At 43.3% G+C, this 16,846-nt stretch carries 16 protein-coding genes and 1 tRNA gene; 10 read left to right on the top strand and 7 right to left on the bottom strand.

All coding sequences use genetic code 11. From position 1 onward, the window contains the following. Positions 1-5 precede the first annotated feature (5 nt). Positions 6-614, bottom strand: coding sequence for a TetR/AcrR family transcriptional regulator (locus tag AAFX28_RS02805; RefSeq protein ID WP_408685425.1), 609 nt, complete (start codon positions 612-614; stop codon positions 6-8). A gap of 103 nt (positions 615-717) precedes the next feature. On the opposite strand from AAFX28_RS02805, the gene AAFX28_RS02800 reads away from it, so the two are divergent. Continuing rightward, positions 718-1,884, top strand: coding sequence for an MBL fold metallo-hydrolase (locus AAFX28_RS02800; protein WP_408685424.1), 1,167 nt, complete (start codon positions 718-720; stop codon positions 1,882-1,884). 144 nt (positions 1,885-2,028) lie between these two features. Further along, positions 2,029-3,276, top strand: a complete 1,248-nt coding sequence (locus AAFX28_RS02795) for an MDR family MFS transporter (RefSeq protein ID WP_408685422.1) — start codon at positions 2,029-2,031, stop codon at positions 3,274-3,276. A gap of 30 nt (positions 3,277-3,306) precedes the next feature. On the opposite strand, the gene AAFX28_RS02790 is transcribed toward AAFX28_RS02795, so the two are convergent. Continuing rightward, positions 3,307-4,407: a mechanosensitive ion channel family protein gene (locus AAFX28_RS02790; protein ID WP_408685420.1), complete on the bottom strand. Its 1,101-nt coding sequence runs from the start codon at positions 4,405-4,407 to the stop codon at positions 3,307-3,309. Positions 4,408-4,603: 196 nt separating this feature from the next. Here AAFX28_RS02790 and AAFX28_RS02785 point away from each other — a divergent pair, with 196 nt between their 5' ends. Then, positions 4,604-5,266, top strand: a complete 663-nt coding sequence (locus AAFX28_RS02785) for a potassium channel family protein (protein WP_408685418.1) — start codon at positions 4,604-4,606, stop codon at positions 5,264-5,266. After that, on the top strand, positions 5,263-6,630 hold the full coding sequence (locus tag AAFX28_RS02780; RefSeq protein ID WP_408685416.1) for a TrkH family potassium uptake protein: 1,368 nt from the start codon (positions 5,263-5,265) through the stop codon (positions 6,628-6,630). Before AAFX28_RS02785 ends, AAFX28_RS02780 begins: the two co-directional genes overlap by 4 nt. A gap of 5 nt (positions 6,631-6,635) precedes the next feature. Here the strand turns inward: AAFX28_RS02780 and AAFX28_RS02775 are convergent, their stop codons facing one another. Further along, a complete protein-coding gene (locus AAFX28_RS02775) occupies positions 6,636-7,076 on the bottom strand; it encodes a DUF2850 domain-containing protein (RefSeq protein ID WP_408685414.1) in 441 nt (146 codons plus the stop codon). A 412-nt stretch (positions 7,077-7,488) separates the two neighbouring features. On the opposite strand from AAFX28_RS02775, the gene AAFX28_RS02770 reads away from it, so the two are divergent. The 4 genes from AAFX28_RS02770 to AAFX28_RS02755 all read left to right on the top strand — a co-directional run bounded on the left by AAFX28_RS02770 (position 7,489) and on the right by AAFX28_RS02755 (position 10,641). Then, on the top strand, positions 7,489-7,776 hold the full coding sequence (locus AAFX28_RS02770; RefSeq protein WP_408685412.1) for a pyrimidine/purine nucleoside phosphorylase: 288 nt from the start codon (positions 7,489-7,491) through the stop codon (positions 7,774-7,776). Between the two features lie 501 nt (positions 7,777-8,277). Then, positions 8,278-9,066: a PilZ domain-containing protein gene (locus AAFX28_RS02765; RefSeq protein WP_408685410.1), complete on the top strand. Its 789-nt coding sequence runs from the start codon at positions 8,278-8,280 to the stop codon at positions 9,064-9,066. A gap of 83 nt (positions 9,067-9,149) precedes the next feature. Beyond that, on the top strand, positions 9,150-9,326 hold the full coding sequence (locus AAFX28_RS02760) for a hypothetical protein (protein WP_408685408.1): 177 nt from the start codon (positions 9,150-9,152) through the stop codon (positions 9,324-9,326). 211 nt (positions 9,327-9,537) lie between these two features. Next, on the top strand, positions 9,538-10,641 hold the full coding sequence (locus AAFX28_RS02755) for a tetratricopeptide repeat protein (protein ID WP_408685406.1): 1,104 nt from the start codon (positions 9,538-9,540) through the stop codon (positions 10,639-10,641). A 57-nt stretch (positions 10,642-10,698) separates the two neighbouring features. Here the strand turns inward: AAFX28_RS02755 and AAFX28_RS02750 are convergent, their stop codons facing one another. After that, positions 10,699-11,397 (bottom strand): MaoC family dehydratase, encoded by a 699-nt coding sequence (locus tag AAFX28_RS02750; protein ID WP_408685404.1) that lies wholly within the window; start codon positions 11,395-11,397, stop codon positions 10,699-10,701. A 316-nt stretch (positions 11,398-11,713) separates the two neighbouring features. Between AAFX28_RS02750 and AAFX28_RS02745 the strand changes: the two genes are divergently transcribed. Next, a tRNA-Ser gene (locus AAFX28_RS02745) sits at positions 11,714-11,804 on the top strand. Between the two features lie 158 nt (positions 11,805-11,962). Here the strand turns inward: AAFX28_RS02745 and AAFX28_RS02740 are convergent. Continuing rightward, entirely contained in the window at positions 11,963-13,198 is a 1,236-nt protein-coding gene (locus tag AAFX28_RS02740) for a DEAD/DEAH box helicase (protein WP_408685402.1), read from the bottom strand. 142 nt (positions 13,199-13,340) lie between these two features. Beyond that, positions 13,341-14,243 (bottom strand): LysR family transcriptional regulator, encoded by a 903-nt coding sequence (locus AAFX28_RS02735; protein ID WP_408685400.1) that lies wholly within the window; start codon positions 14,241-14,243, stop codon positions 13,341-13,343. A 115-nt stretch (positions 14,244-14,358) separates the two neighbouring features. Here AAFX28_RS02735 and AAFX28_RS02730 point away from each other — a divergent pair, with 115 nt between their 5' ends. Beyond that, the gene (locus AAFX28_RS02730) at positions 14,359-16,380 is read left to right on the top strand and encodes an alkyl/aryl-sulfatase (protein WP_408685398.1); all 2,022 of its coding nucleotides are present in this window, start codon (positions 14,359-14,361) and stop codon (positions 16,378-16,380) included. Positions 16,381-16,422: 42 nt separating this feature from the next. Here AAFX28_RS02730 and AAFX28_RS02725 read toward each other — a convergent pair whose 3' ends face one another. After that, complete coding sequence (locus AAFX28_RS02725; protein WP_408685396.1) at positions 16,423-16,845, bottom strand: hypothetical protein; 423 nt, start codon at positions 16,843-16,845, stop codon at positions 16,423-16,425. Between the last annotated feature and the right edge of the window lies 1 nt (position 16,846).

Genomic DNA, 16,846 nt, shown 5'->3' with positions numbered 1-16,846 from the left:
CGAACTCACTTTACTTTGTAGGTTGCGACAAAGCTTGTTACGGCGTGTTCAATGGTCTCTTTTACCTGCTCGCAACTTGGAGGGGGAGTATGAGTGATCAATTGTGGCCAGAAGATGATCGCTTTAATACTTCCAATGTATTGTTCAATGGCAAGCGAGATATTGGCAATACTAAGCACTCCGGCATCAATACCCTGTTGAGCCCATTTCTGTAAGCCATAAGAGTCCTCGATCGACTCAAATTTAGACACCAGTACTTTAGACGTTTCATGGCAACGAATGCATTCTGCCATCACTAAGCGTGCGGTGATTTGAAAATCTTCATTATTGATGTAACACATCTGCTTCAGAGTAATTTCAGTCAACTGCTGCTCAATTGGTACAGAAGGATCAAACTCGACTTCATGTTGGTCATCAAAGCGGCACATCAATCTGTCTACAATCACTTCAAAAAGCGCATCTTTGTTTGGGTAGTACTTGTAAAGCGTGCGTTTTGATACGCCAGCTTGTTTGGAAATACCCTCCATACTGGCTTGGTCAAAGCCTTTCTGAGAAAAAACTTCGATAGCAGATTTAATGATATCTTCTTGTTTTATATCGCTTCTTTTTATCATTGCTCTATTCCAGAATAGTTAAAGTAAACGGATGTGTTTACTTTTTGATTCGGAGTAACTAAAGTATACACCATCGTTTACTTTTTTGAATAGCGAAGAGATCATGAAAATGAGCAATGTGATTAAAGCATCAGTAATTTCTGCGTTGGGTTTATTTGGATACAACCAATACCAAAGCCTGAACAACACACACGAATCCACGCAAAGCAAACAGCAACGCGCTGAGAAAATTGCTCAGTCTACGCAATTCAAAGAGGGCAAAGTCATCTCTCGACTACCGAGCGTTGCTTCTCCTGAAAGCATGCCATCGGTGATGTGGAAATTTTTCTTCGAGCGCGGTTCTTTAAAGCCAAGTCATACACTGCCTCATCAACCAGTAAATCTTGAGCTACTTTCGCAGCGAAGTGATTCAATGCGAGTGACTTGGTTAGGCCACTCAAGCTTGTTCATTGATATTGACCAAACGCGAGTCTTGATCGACCCAGTTTTTGAATACGCTTCACCGTGGGTGGCGCAAAAATTATTTAGCCGAAATGTGGAAGCGCCGATTAACCGTGAGAAACTGCCAGTACCTGACGCGATTGTTATCTCACACGATCACTATGATCATTTAGAAGAGTCGACCATTCGTTTCTACGCAGACAAAAATGTGAAATTCTTTGTTCCTCTAGCGGTGGGCAAACATCTTGAATCTTGGGGTGTATCACCGAAGCAGATAACAGAGCTGGATTGGTGGGAATCAGCCGAGATTAATGGCGTTGAGTTAGTCGCCACACCCGCTAACCATAACTCAGGCCGCACTGGATTTGATTCAAACACGACGCTTTGGGCATCTTGGGTTGTTAAAGGCGGTAATGGATCATTTTTCTACAGTGGTGATACTGCTTACGATACCCACTTCAAAGAAATTGGTGAAAAGTATGGCCCGTTTAATATGGCGTTTATTGAAGTAGCGGCCAACGTTAAAGAGGGAAAGGGCTTCCCTGTTGAAAACTGGGGCCACATGCAGGCAAGACATACCATGCAAGCCTTTATCGACGTAAAAGCGGAAAACCTGTTCCCGGTTCACTGGTCAACTTACGAATTGTTTGCTCATAAATGGGATGAACCAATGACTGATTTAATCGCTGAAGCAGAGGTCTCTGGCGCGAACTTAGTGACGCCTATGGTTGGTGAAACCTTGAACGTAACCAGTGGGATGAAAACCAGTTACTGGTGGCAACACAAAGACTTACAACTGGCAAACGTGCCGATGACATTTCAAAACTAAATTTCTTTTTAATGACTTAATGCCTTTTCAATTTTTGCTCGCTTTTAGCGGGCATTTTTTTTGATAACTACTTTCATTTAGACTTACCAAACGTATACTGTTGCATAACAAATAGATAACAATGCGGCTAGGGAAGGAGAGTAAATGAATAAGGAGCAGAGCTTATTTCAGTGGGAACGAGTACGCCGATTTAATCTACCAGTATGGACGGTCTTAGTTGGTGTTCTTATCGCTCGAACCAGCTTCTTTATGGCTTGGCCTTTTTTAGTTGTCTTCTTGTATAATGATTATGACGCAAGTGCGATTGAAGTTGGCTCTATGCTTGCGGCTGCCTCTCTACTGGGCTCTGTTGTTGGGCTTTATTCAGGGTATTTGTCAGACAAATTTGGCCGCAAATGGCTGATGGTAACGGGGTGTGTTATCGCCTTCTTCGCCTACAGTGGTATTGGTTTGGCCGATCAAATGTGGCAGTTTTATATTCTCGTCTTGATGACAGGTTTGATGCATCCGCTGATTGATGGCCCTGCCAAAGCGGTGTTAGGTGACTCCCTCTCTGATCATAAAGATAGAGAACTCGCGCTCAACATTCGTTATTTTGTCCTTAACATTGGCGGAGCGGTAGGCCCTTTGCTTGGTGTGACACTGGCGTTAGCGAACCCGCAAGGTCTGTTTTTAGTTACGGGTTTTACACACCTGGCTTATGCGTTGTGGATCATCTTTGGGATTGAAAGAAAACAGTCATTGCGTGAAAAGCTGAAAGAAACATCAGTACTGCCTAACTTCCGTCAAACGTTAAAAGTGATCAGTAAAGATAAGATTTTCATCTTATTACTACTGGCAAACCTGTTGCTGATGTTTGTCTACGCTCAACTTGAATCATCGGTACCACAGGTCATCGTGCGCAGTGACATAGCGGATGCAGCCACTCTGATCGCCATGTTGATGCTTGTAAACACTGCCACAATCGTGTTACTCCAATTCCCAATGCTTAAGTTGATGGAGTCGCTTCCTCTGTTTACTCGAACGCGCATCGGAATGGTCGCCATTGCACTCGGTCAGTTAGCGTTTGTTGTGTCGCCAAATGACTCGGCAATAGGTTGGGCGATTGCGTGTTTCATTGTCAGTGTTGGTGAAGTGATAACTTTCCCTACTATCAATGTACAAATCGACCGTTTGGCGCCTGCACACTTACGAGGTTCGTATTTCGGAGCGACGGGAATTTATACGCTTGGTTTTGCAATTGGGCCGTTGGTTGGAGGGATGATGATTCAGTGGCTCGGTTCTACCTGGCTGTTCAGTTTATGCTTTGTCATCTGTCTAGTGATGATTTGGCTCTACTTTGTTGCAGAGAGAGTCGAAGATACCGTGGAACGCGAAGTCGCATTGCAGTAGCTGACGGCTCAGCTATTGCGTGATTCGGTGTTAGTGCGATGCGGGTGAAACTTCGACTTCCCCCGCTTTTTGTGGCTCTAACTGAATAGTTTGGGTTGGGAACGCAATATCAGCACCATGAGAGCGAATGATGTCATAGATCTTTAGGAGAACATCTTGCTTCACTTCGTGATAGCGAATCCAGTTAACCGTCTTAGTAAATGTGTAGACAAGGAGCGTCAATGAAGAGGGTGCAAAGCCGTTAAAATTAACGATAAGTGTTTGTTTTGTGTCGATATCAGAATGATTTTCTAACATCGATTTAATTTCAGAGACGATCAGCTCTACCTTGGCACCATCTTGATAACGAATACCGATATTTTCATTGATACGACGATTGAGCATTCTAGACGGGTTCTCGACCACAATGTTGCTAAATACCGAATTTGGAACATAGATTGGTCGTTTGTCGAATGTACGGATGATGGTCATTCGCCAACCGATTCTTTCTACTGTTCCTTCTATTTGACGGTCGGGAGAGCGAATCCAATCACCCACTTTAAATGGACGGTCGAAGTAAATCATCATGCCGCCGAAGAAGTTAGATAGAAGATCTTTAGCGGCGAGACCGACAATTAAACCACCGACACCACCAAAGGTGAGAAGACCTGAAAGGCTTAAGCCGAAAGCTTGCATTACCGTCAACGCACCAATAACGATAAAGAATAACCTTGCGACTTTTGCAACCGCTTGAACCGTGGTCTCATCTCTATTTTGATTCGCTAAGACGTATTCTTCGATATTGTTAATCAGGCGCATAGTGATCCACACAAAGATCCCTATAACGAGAATTAGTTTGAGGGTACTTAGCCAATTTAACTTTGAACCCATGTAATCTTGAAGGATAAATCCAGCAGATATCGTGGCAGGCCAACACCAAATCAAAGTGCTAACAGGTGTTTTTAAAGCGGCTAAGGTGAGGTCATCCCAGTGGAATTGAGTCTTACTTACTAGGATTTCTAGACGACCGTAAACAATGCGCCAAGCAATCCATGCGAGTAAGCTGGCAATCGTGATAAATAGAACATTGGTGTCCCAGCTGTTCAACATCTCAGCGATGGATGGTGGTAAATAGGTGAGCAAGTCGTTCATTTTTCAATTCTATTTCATAAATTTGTAGCGTAAGTATAAGTCTTTGCCTATACCCAAACTAGTGTCTTTATTCAGTGCGTATTGTTGATATATTGAACAAGGTTAGAACTGTGTCAAGATTTTGGAATCAGTTTGATAACTGAATTAGACAGGCGCACACTTTGGCGTTTTCTCCCCTATCGAAATAGGAACTAAGATGAAATCAGGCGATAAACAGTTTGCGGTCATTGGGCTGGGTCGATTTGGCCTTTCTGTATGTCAGGAGCTTCAGCAAGCAGGTGCCGAGGTTCTTGCAGTAGACATAGATGAAGAAAGAGTGAGAGCCGCCGCTGGAATGGTTAGCCAAGCATTAGTAGCAAATTGTACTAACGAAGAAACGGTGGCTGAGTTGCGTTTAAGTGATTACGACATGGTGATGGTATCTATTGGTTCTGACGTAAACGCGAGCATTTTAAGCACTCTAGTAGTAAAAGAGGCCGGAGCAAAAAATGTTTGGGTAAAAGCCAATGATAAATTCCATTCAAAAATTCTACATAAAATTGGTGCTGACCATGTGATTCTGCCTGAGAGAGACATGGGTATTAGAGTCGCGAGAAAAATGCTCGATAAACGCGTGCTGGAATTCCAAGAACTTGGATCGGGTTTGGCGATGACGGAGATTGTTGTTGGGGCAAAATTATTAGGCAAGACACTTGGCGATCTCGCACTATGTAAAGAAGTCGGTGTGCAGGTTCTAGGTTTTAAGCGCGGGCCCGAAGTGACCAAAGCTCCCGAGTTAGAAAGAACGCTCGAAATTGGTGATTTGATCATAATTGTTGGCCCCCGCGATATTTTGGCTAAAAAGCTGAGCTCTCTATGAACCCTTTCGCTCGTAAAGATATGTTCTATGCGTTGGACTCGGGACAAAAACAACGCAAAGGCTCAGAGCCGCGTGTCATCTTATTTAGTTTTCTTGGCGTGCTTCTTCCTGCCGCCGTGCTCCTCACGTTGCCCGTTTTTTCTGTCACTGGCTTATCGATTACGGATGCGTTATTTACCGCGACCTCTGCGATAAGTGTGACAGGACTGGGAGTAGTTGATACTGGCGCCCATTTTACAATTGCGGGGAAAATCCTGCTCATGCTGCTTATGCAGATTGGTGGACTTGGTCAAATGACACTATCTGCTGTTTTGCTGTATATGTTTGGTGTTCGGTTGAGCCTTAAACAACAAGCTCTCGCGAAAGATGCATTAGGGCAAGATAGACGGATAAACCTACGCTTACTGGTGAAACGTATCATTATTTTTGCCTGCGTTGCTGAGGCTATTGGCTTTATCGTGTTAGCGTGTCGTTGGGTTCCGGAAATGGGTTGGAGTGAAGGGCTATTCTTTGCTTTGTTTCATGCTATCTCGGCGTTTAATAACGCAGGGTTTGCTCTATTCTCCGATAGCATGATGAGCTATGTAGACGATCCCGTTGTGATATTCACGCTGGCAAGTTTGTTCATTTTTGGCGGCTTAGGGTTTACTGTCGTTGGTGATGTCTCTTCTAACTGGCGGCGAGGCTTCAGAGCCTTTCAACTACACACTAAAATTATGCTGGTGGCCACTCCGGCACTACTGTTGACTGGTACTGTTCTTTTCTGGCTCCTTGAACATGACAATGAAGCAACCATGGCGGGCTTAACAACAAGCGGTCAGTGGTTAGCTGCATTCTTCCAATCGGCAAGTGCAAGAACTGCTGGTTTTAATAGTGTGGACCTTGCACAGTATACGCAGCCTGCCTTACTCGTAATGATCATTTTGATGTTGATCGGTGCTGGTTCGACTTCGACCGGCGGCGGAATCAAAGTATCGACGTTTGCGGTAGCATTTGTCGCAACGTGGTCCTTTTTACGTCAGAAAAAACATGTGGTGATGTTTAAACGTACTGTTGGTTGGCCAGTTGTGACTAAATCTCTGGCAATTATCGTTGTAAGTGGAGCGATACTGACACTTGCGATGTTTTTGTTGATGTTGACTGAGAAGGCTAGTTTCGAAAAAGTATTGTTCGAGACAATCTCAGCATTCGCCACAGTAGGGTTGACCGCGGGCCTGACTGCTGAGCTTTCTGAACCGGGCAAATATATCATGATTGTCGTGATGACTATCGGCCGTATCGGGCCGCTAACCTTGGCATATATGCTTGCTAGGCCTGAGCCATCTTTAGTGAAACGCCCTGAAGGTGTTGTGCTGACAGGATAGGTTGGTCATTTATTCCCAAAATGCTCTGAGAGTGCGGCTCGGCGATGTTTAGCTGCACCTCCTCCTTCCATATCGACTGTACTTTCATAACCCTCTTTGATAAATCTCTGTGTAGGACTATTCGGCTGAAGGCGTCTGAGTTGAGGTGAACTAAAGGTACCTGCAATCTGATAAATTGAAGTACCACCTCCGGTTTGTACCGTAATACGTTTACCGTCAAATTCAAACTGTGTAGAAACTAAGCGATTATTTCTATATACCCCTTGCGCATTGAGTGTTAGAACTTCTGTTTGATACGGAGGAGCACCAACCTCAATCCAATTGCCATAGACATGTTTTGGGTGAATATAGTCTTGATAGCTGACATAAAGCAGACTAGAAAACCCTGCGGCTAACAAAAGAAAGACTACGATGGCAGCAGTTTTTATGGCGACATTTTTGGTCATAATGGTAGGGAGTATCCCATATAAATAAACAAAGTACGGCAACAGTACAGACTGTAGGATATCTAGTACCAACATTCGTCAGATTGTAGGATATCGAGCACCAACGCAATTTCTTGCCCACAGAATATTGAACCTAAGCCCAAACTTTGATGCAGAAAATGAGTTGTTTCATTATAGTTTAGCGCTCATTTAGTTTAGACGATGGCAAATATAGAATTTTTATAAACACGGATATGTCCAGCGGATAATCGACCACCAGTAAAAAGTTCTGGCATTTTGAATTGCAAATCGTCCTTTCTTCAATGAATCATAAAGTTGCAAAGTCGGCACCGAGAAATTTGTTTATTGCTGAATGGCCTTAGTTCGTATAAAACAATCGATGGAAACAATATTATCCCCCAAGGAGAAAAGGATGATCAAAGCGAATAGCTATTTTGAAGGGCAGGTTCAGTCGTTAGGTTTTACTCAAGAGGATGGCGACTCGAGCGTTGGCGTTATGGCACCTGGTGAATATACATTTGGTACAGCAGCTGCAGAACGTATGACCGTTGTAAAAGGCGCTTTGACAGTGAAAAAAGCAGGTGAAACAGAGTGGAACACGTACCGCGCGGGAGAGTCATTCGATGTGCAAGGTGATTCATCTTTCGACTTACAAGTAGCGGTCTCGACGGCTTACTTATGTGAATATCTAAGTGAATAAGATGAGTGGAGTGTTGCTGCGCTCTAGCGTCTAGTTTTACACTTTCAAATAACAGGTGGTTATTTCCTCCTTTTTGCATAGCAGAGCTTTTCATGGCTCTGCTTTTTTATTTTCTATGTTTCCTCAGCCTTGACTACGAATTGTTATCATCATTGATTCTTGTCGGCGTCAATAATTGGTTATGGTACGAAAGGTTGTATGTTGCCGATCTTTGGTTTAAATTTTAATAATGTCAGGCACAAGGATAACTAAACGAAAGTCGCATTGATGAATATGGGTATTAGACTCAATATGCCCTAAGCGTCAAATTGTGATAGAGAAAACGAACGTTTCTTGATCGATTTAGTGTGCGAGAAATTGATGTCAGAAACAAAGCTTGCAAAAACATAACCTTATTACTGTTTTTTCGCTTAAATTTTGGCAAATGTGATCTATAAACTTTTCGAGCGAGTGCTCAACTATTATAAATCACATACGGAAGTATTTGCATAAAGGTCAATTATGACAGAATTAGCTGAAGATAAAGAACAGCAGGGTATTGATTTAGCTTCTTCAGACGGTGAGCAGCCCGAAAGTGCGAGTCAGGAAGGTGCAGATCACTCTTCTTCGATACGTTTTGGTGAAGACGCATTTCAAGACGTACTTCCCCTGTGTGAAGTTGCTTGTATAGTGACGACCCCGACAGGTAAAGTGCTTAAATGTCGTACTCGTTACATCGGCTTACACTCAAAAAATATCCTGTTGCTCGAAATGCCACCTGTGTCAGCACAAGAAATGTCACTGTTTATGCAGCGTGGTTATTCGATTAAAGCGTGTGTCATTTCTTCAAAAGGTGAGGGAGCACGCGTCTATTTCAAGAGTAAAATAGAATATGTCCTGAATGGTGGCGAGGCTGAATTACTTCTGATCACTCTACCAAAAGCAACCCAAGTTGTCGTTGGACTGCGATCTAGTGCTCGTTTGGAAATAGGTCTTGAAGGCTTACTATCACCAAGTAAACATAAATATGCTTGTCAGGTTCGAGATATATCTCAACACGGTTGTCTCATTGTTGTTGATCGTAACAAAACTAATTACCGAGTTGGTTCGGTGATAGAGCTAGAAATAAATCATGCAACAGCAGTGGATTTAGGCGCTGACAAGATCTTAAAAGCGATCGTGAAAAACGTATCAAAGACGTCTCATTACCATAAGTATGGGGTTCAATTTGATGATGACAGTTTAGACTACGCGTCGAAGCTTATCGAAGGCTTACAGTTCTGTTCACTACAACAAAAGTTTACTTTGTAGCTCACATACTTTATCCCTTTGGAACTGAATATTTCTACTAAACTTATTAGTGAGAATGCAAGCTACAAAGAAGGGATATAGTGATGGAATTACGAAATGAACGTGGTGAGAAAACACAAGTCGCGGATAATCTCACTATAAAGGAAGTGCTTGATATGGGGTACTCTATTGATCTATGTGATGAAGCATTTGATCCCAATGAACATTGGATTGCTAGTGCTGATGGGCAAGCGGCAAAAGGTGAATTTCCTGAGTCTTAACCTTAGGTAGTTTACACGGTAAGAATGAAAAGAAATCCGAGCTCTGCTCGGATTTTTTGTATGGGCATGATTATATCAACCAATATTAATTAGTGTTGGAGGTATCTGTGTACGAATTTTCGATATCAGGTATGATGAAAAGCCTTAATGATTTGAGTTTGCTGCCGATACAAAAATGTGAACGGTAAAGCGAAATACGATAAGAGAACGAATGAATATTATAGGGATTGCCATAGGGGTTACAGGGCTGCTCTTACTTGGTATGTTTATGTGGATGCTTGCTTTATCCGTTAGAAAAAAGCGACTAGAGCAAGAGCGTAAACAACGAGAAATTGCTCATAGAAAAGCAATCGAGCGAAACCGTCGGCAAGAACACCAAGAACGGATTGCAAAAGCAGAAGGTGGAGATATTCCTACCATTCTGTTTATGGGTAAAGAAGCTGAGCGAAAAAATCCCAAAGAGGCGATTTACTGGTATACCAAAGCAGCAAAGCTCGATAGCGTGATGGGCATGTACGGTATTGTGCGCATCAGTAACAAAATGCAGCAGGATGTAATCCTAAAAGAACAAGCGAGATTTTGGCAGACTTGTATTAATGCTTCAGAGGGGAGCTTGCCCCATAAATTTGAGATGGCACAAGCGCTTATCCATGGCCGCGGGACAGAAATTAATACGCCTAAAGCGTTAATGGTGATGGAGCAAGCCGCGAAAGAAAACTACGTAGATGCGTTGGTGTTCTTGGGGGATTGGTGGGCTCCTGACAATAACAATGATCCTACTAAATCCACTTCCTATTATCGACGAGCGACAGAGCTAAAAAGTAATGAAGGCCGGATGAAATTGGGCCTGAACTACATTAACGGTGTTGGTGTCGCGAGCAATTTTGCCCGAGGCTGCTATTGGTTAGAGCGTGCCGGCGAAAAGGGTCACCTAGAGGCTATGTACAAAGCGGGTGAAATTTGGATGGGGCAGAAGCCTAACGGAAATGCTATCAGCTACATCTGGCTCTTTCTCGCGGCTCAATTAGGGCATGAACCTTCGAGAGCTTTGCGTGATCAAGTTGCTTTGCAAATTGGTGTCGATACCGTTGTCGGCTTACAAAGCTTATCTAAGCCCATGTTGAAGAAAATACGTGAAAACAAAGTCGGTAAACACTCGATCATTAAGGCTCTGAATAAGCTATACAAGCGCGGTATACCCGTTGACGATGATGGAACAGTGCCGGTGGACTCTAATGTTATAGAGCCAACAAAAGAAGAATCTCAAGTGGAGAAGAAACTGGATTTTTCTCAGTCCCCGATGGACAAGCAGTAGAAACAAAAACGCCCGATGAGTCTCATCGGGCGTTTCCATACCTAGAAAGTACTAACGTTAGAAATGCAGTTGAATGACCGATGTTACGACAGCTCCAGGGCGACGAACACCTTCGATTTCTACTTTAATTTCACGTTCAATTTCTAAACCTTTACGGATAGGCGTTACTTTTGAAAGTGTACTCACTGCACGAACACGGTTGTCCGCTTTTACTGGGTATGGGAAACGTACCTGATTTAGGCCGATGTTTACTACCATTTTAGCTGTAGGGAACATGTTCTTATCTGGATCAACACTGTCAGTCAGTTTAGGCAGCAGTGCCAGAGTTAAAAAACCGTGCGCAATTGTGGTTTTGAATGGTGATTCTGCTTCAGCACGCTCAGGATCAGTATGGATCCATTGCATATCTTCAGTCACTTGACCAAATTGGTTGATACGTTGCTGAGAGACATCTAGCCAATCACCAGTATGAATAACCTCCCCAAGTTTTGCTTGAAGCTCTAAATACAAAGCTTCAGCCTCAGGTTTCATTTCAATGGCTTTTGGTTGCTTAGGTTCAACTGGCGCTGGTTTCACCTCGTCATTAACTGCAGGTGCATGGAAATCACGCAGACGAGTGAACAGATGACGGTTATGTGCCTTGTTAACAATCTCACCCCAGTATTCACGTACTACAGGCGTCATCCAGTGCATAAGCTCTGAATGTTGTTTAGAATTTGTTAGACCGCGATGTTTAAATAAGTCAGCGACTTTCATAAAAACCTCAGATAAAGACCATATTGCTCAGTTAATCCGTTAATTTTGAAACAGTTCACACTATTGTGCAATTACTTTCGGGCGTACAAGTGTTTCTCGAAAGTGGTTTTTCCTTTTATATTCAATTGCTTATTAATAAAACACTATTTTATTGCAAATCTATCAATAGAGCATTTATTTCAGGAAATAGGCCAAAAATAACTCTCTTTGAGTCCTGAATTAGCTTAGAGCTGTTTAGTTTATCAACACTTAAACCATAGGCAGTGAATTAATGCTTTACAAGCTCAGGCCTTATACCTAATATACGTCCCGCAACGGAGAGATGGCTGAGTGGTTGAAAGCACCGGTCTTGAAAACCGGCATACGTTAATAGCGTATCTAGGGTTCAAATCCCTATCTCTCCGCCACATTCAAAACCCCAGTCGAAAGACTGGGGTTTTCTCGTTTTAAGCGGGAAGTTTTTGATAGGGAATTCGAAAATCCCTAGTTCTTAGCAACATCCAGAAAAAAGGCCACTAACTAGTTAGTGGCCTTTTTCGCTTCTAGATATCTGAGCCTTATTTGCTTAACTACGATGAGTCTGGCGTTTAGGTTTACTTTGAAACTGCTTAATGCTTTTCTTGTTGTTTGTTCGGCGGTTAGCTTTCTTGTCGCGCGGGGCTCGTTTGCTCTCGTCTGTCGATGGCTTATCGGTAACAGGGAAACCTTCAAGCTCAAGCAGTGGCAAATCACGTTGAGTTAGATGACGAATCGCGTTGAGTGCATCCATTTCACCGTGACATACTAGCGACATAGCGCAACCTTGCTTGCCTGCTCGAGCAGTGCGACCCACTCGATGAACATATGTTTCAGCGTGCATTGGCAATTCAAAGTTAACCACAACAGGTAGCTGTTCTATGTGGATACCGCGAGCGAGAAGATCGGTGGCGATAAGCACTTGTGTCTGACCTGATTTAAATTGTGACAGCGCCTCTTCACGTTCGCCTTGACTCTTATTGCCGTGTAATGCGTTAGAGGACACACCAGCTTTGTTTAATTTCTTTGCCAAACCATCAGCATTCTCTTTGGCTCCAATAAACACTAAGACCTGAGACCAAGAATGTTGTTTGATAAGCTCAATCAGTGCTTTGGTTTTGCTCCCTTTATTGACCAAATAGAGTGTTTCAGCGATGTCTTGGTTAACGCTGTTTTCTTGGTGAGCCACAATTTGCTTTGGTGACTGCATGAGTTCGTTGGCTTTTAGTTTAAGTTCATCGGAGAACGTAGCTGAGAACATTGCAGTTTGGCGTTGGCGAGATGTTTGTTTAGCGATGGCGTGTACGTCTGGCCAGAATCCCATATCGAGTAAGCGATCAGCTTCATCCAATACTAAGTAATGGATTTGACTCAAATCTAAACCATTTTTAACAAGGTCAACCAAACGGCCAGTTGTCGCGACAAGAATGTTCGGCTCTTTATCGAGTTCTTGTTGCTGTAACTCTTTATCGACGCCACCACATAAACAGATTGCGCTAAGCTTGAGCTTTTGAGCAATTTGGTTGATTGATTGGCTCACTTGGGTCGCGAGCTCGCGTGTTGGTACTAATATTAAGGCTTGCTGCTTTGCGTTTGCTCGTAGCTTCTCTAGTAAAGGTAGGCCGTATGCTAGAGTCTTTCCGCTGCCTGTCTTTGCCAATGCCAATACGTCTATACCGTTGACAAGTTCGGGGATTGCTAACGCTTGAATCTCGGTTGGCTTGTTGAAGCTTTGCGGTAGAGCTTGAGTAACCTCGGAGCTTAGTGAAAGAGTAGAGAATGGCATACGAGAAGCCTCATATTTAATGGTGTTGGAACGATGACAGTGCCACAAAATGCAGGTGCGGACTGTACCACAATCTTAATGATCAAGCGTAACGCTTTAATGGTTGCTGACCTGATAATGAGCTTATTAGCGATTTGAGCTGTTAATCAATTTCCTCGAAATAGGATTTCAGCTTGTTCCTTAACCAAATATTAGACGGGCTCTTGCGTACTCGATTGTGAGCCATTAAACGATAGTGGATGGGAATGTCAGTAAATGGCGTCTTCAACACTTGGATATCCAGCTTATCAGCGAAAAGTTTGGCAATGCTGGCGGTCATGGTTGCAATACAATCGCTGGTCGAGACCATCGACATCTGCGACACCAAAGAAGTGCATTCCGCAGCAACAGTCCTTTCGTGCAGACTCTCTTCAGTAAAAAAATCGGCGAGATAAGCATCTTCCCGACGTAGTTTCAACGTAATGTGTTTTTCTTTATAGAACTGCTCCCGACTGATGCTTTGTGACACTCTCGGGTGGTCCTTTCGTGCAATGACACATATTTTGTCGTTGAAAAGAGGCTCAGTGAAGAAGGTATTGGTTGCGTGATCAGCGAACTCTATCGCTAAGTCTGCTTGGTGCTGGTTTAATCCATGTACGAGTCTTTCTTCATTGGAGTGAGTGGGCTGCAGCTCAATAGATACATTTCCAAGTGTCTTGTCAGCTTCAATCTTGGGTAACAGCATTAACATCACGGGTTCTGAGGTATACACCACGAACTTGTGTGGGTGATGAGTACTAAATCCATTGAGACTTTCTAATGCATTGCTTATTTGAATCAGGGCGGGCTCTACGTGCCGAATCAGTTCGTGAGCATGGTGAGTTGGGGCGATGCCTCTGCCCGAACGTACAAATAGCTGGCTCCCAACTTGTTGGTGTAGCCTTTTGAGCAATCCACTGACTCCAGGTTGGGTCATTCCCATCTCTTCAGCTGCAAGTGTAATTGATTGATGCCGATAAACGGCGACAAAAACTTTCAATAGATTTAGATCTAAGTCATTGAGCATAACGGCTTGCACATAATGAATTGTGATGTCTTAAATACAGTTTCATGCATGTATTGCTATGTGTCAACGGAGTAGATTAGCTTCATACCCGATATCAAACCCCAAGAGGTTCAGTATGAAAACTCGATTTGCTCCTTCCATTCTTTCTCTCGCAGTCGTTATGTCGTTTGGTGCATCAGCCAATGACTATACATCTATTGATACCTATGAAGGTAAGCCAGCAACTGAACATACTGTGAATGCGAATGCTGCGATGACAAAAGTTCTACCATGGGAAGATACTTCTGCATTTGAGCGCACAACTCGTGGTTTGATTGCTGAGTTCGGCACTCATGAAGCTGGCGAACTAAAAAATCGTTTCGAATATATGACGGATATGTCAGTAGAAGATCTACCACCAACGGTGAATCCTTCTATTTGGCGCCAAGGAATGCTCAATTACGCGGCTGGTGGTTTGTATGAAGTGACTGACGGTGTGTATCAAATTCGCGGCGCAGATTTATCTAACATGACGATCTATCGTACTGATAACGGCTATGTGGTTCATGATCCTCTGTTATCCAAGCAAGCCGCTGCAGCCTCTTGGGAGTTCGCGAAGGCCCACTTGCCTGCAATTAATGGTGAGCACAAAATAACAGGCCTTATCTATTCTCACATGCATGCTGATCACTTTGGTGGTTCTCGTGGCATTGTCGAGTCAGGAGATTTTGCTGAAGATGCAAAAATCTATGCGCCAAAAGACTTTATTAAAGAGTTAGCAGATGAAAACGTGATCGCAGGTACTGCGATGGGTCGACGCGCAAACTACCAATATGGCACGACCTTAGACAACAACACTAAAGGTATTGTTGATAACGCTCTAGGCTTGGGTACCTCGCGTGGTGAAGTGACCTTAGTTGCGCCAACCGATGAAATTCAAGAGCGTGAAAAAGTGATTACCATTGATGGTTTGGAGTTCCACGCGATCAATATGCCAGGAGCAGAAGCGCCTGCAGAGATTGTACTTTACGTTCCTGAGTATCGCTCACTCAATACGGCTGAACTTACCTACGATGGTATGCACAACATCTACACCTTCCGCGGTGCAAAAGTTCGTGATTCTTTGATTTGGACTAAGTACTTAACTGAGCTAAAAATGCGTTATGTTGACAGCGGTTTAGTCGACAATATTCATGCCGCTCACTCGGCGCCAGTTTGGAACAACGCTAATACTGATGTTAATGAAATCTCTGAATACATGACGTTGCAGCGTGATAACTATGGTTTTATTCATAATCAGGCGATGCGTTTAGCGAATCACGGTGTAACGATTAATGATGTTGGCCGTGAGATTGAGAAGATTGTTCCTCAATCACAAATCGATACTTGGCACACCAATGGTTACCACGGTTCATACAGTCACAATGCTCGCGCAGTCGTGAACTTATACTTGGGCTACCATGATATGAATCCAGTGAACACTAACCCGTTACAAACAACTGAAAAGTCATGCGTTTATGTTAACGCAGCGGGTGCGGACACCTTGTATAAAGCAGGTATGAATCACTTTAACCAAGGTGAATACCAAGAAGCGTCTCAGCTATTTAATGACTTAGTGCAGTGTGACCCGAATAACATCGACTACCGTTTCGCATTGGCGGACAGCTTTGAGCAGCAAGGCTACCAGTCAGAAACCATGGCATGGCGTAACAGCTACCTGCAAGGTGCAGTAGAGCTACGTACAGGTGATATTCAACCGTCAATTAAGCTGGCTTCAGCAGACGTGATTGCCAATACGCCAACGGGTATGTTCCTAGACTTTATCGCGGTAAGTTTAAACGCACCTAAAGCAGAAGCAGCCGAACTCAACTTTAACTTTGGTGTTTACCATCCAGACATTGAAGAGCGCTACTACGGTGAAGTATCAAACGCTAATATGTCTAACATTGAGGTAGAGAAAATCCCAGCAGTTGATGTTGAGCTAATCATCAACAAATCAGATTTCACACGAGTCGTTCTAGGTGAAACAACGTTAGATAAATTAGTGACGTCAGGCCAAGCTGGTATTAAAGGCGATGCGCCTCTTATTAAGCAGCTAGGTGGTTCACTCGATAAGTTTGATGGTCTGTTTGAAATCTTACCGATGCCGACTAAATAGTTGAGTTAGAATGAAAAAAGCCCCGTAGTTTTCGGGGCTTTTTTATCGTACAGGATGCAAGGCAGTTCCGTCATATTCGTAACATGCATTTTTATAGACTTCTAATGTGTACGCACTTTCACCCGATATGCATAGTTGATTGGACGAAACATTGAATTTAGCATCAAACTCTTGCTTCTCTGATGCTCCGATGAAGTCGTCAGGGAATGAGACAAAGCGGTTACTTGAAGAGTCAAAAATACTACCGCATACCGCGCCACCTCCGCATGGATATGTCACAACAAAGTCTTCAGAATTAAAATTTGGTCCTTTCTCATATACCTTAAGGAAGGTCTGCTTAAAATCAACAGGGCTCTCTTCATTTTTGAGGATATCGTTTATTGAAGCAGACGCTCTGTTTGTAAGGTATCCACTCAAGACAAGCAAGACGAAGGTTAAGATATATAGCTGAGTTCCCTTGAGCATT

The organism is Vibrio sp. TBV020 (assembly GCF_046056895.1).
Lineage (GTDB): Bacteria > Pseudomonadota > Gammaproteobacteria > Enterobacterales > Vibrionaceae > Vibrio.
Note: the sequence above shows the minus strand (reverse complement) of the source record. Positions and strands in the feature narration are given on the sequence as shown.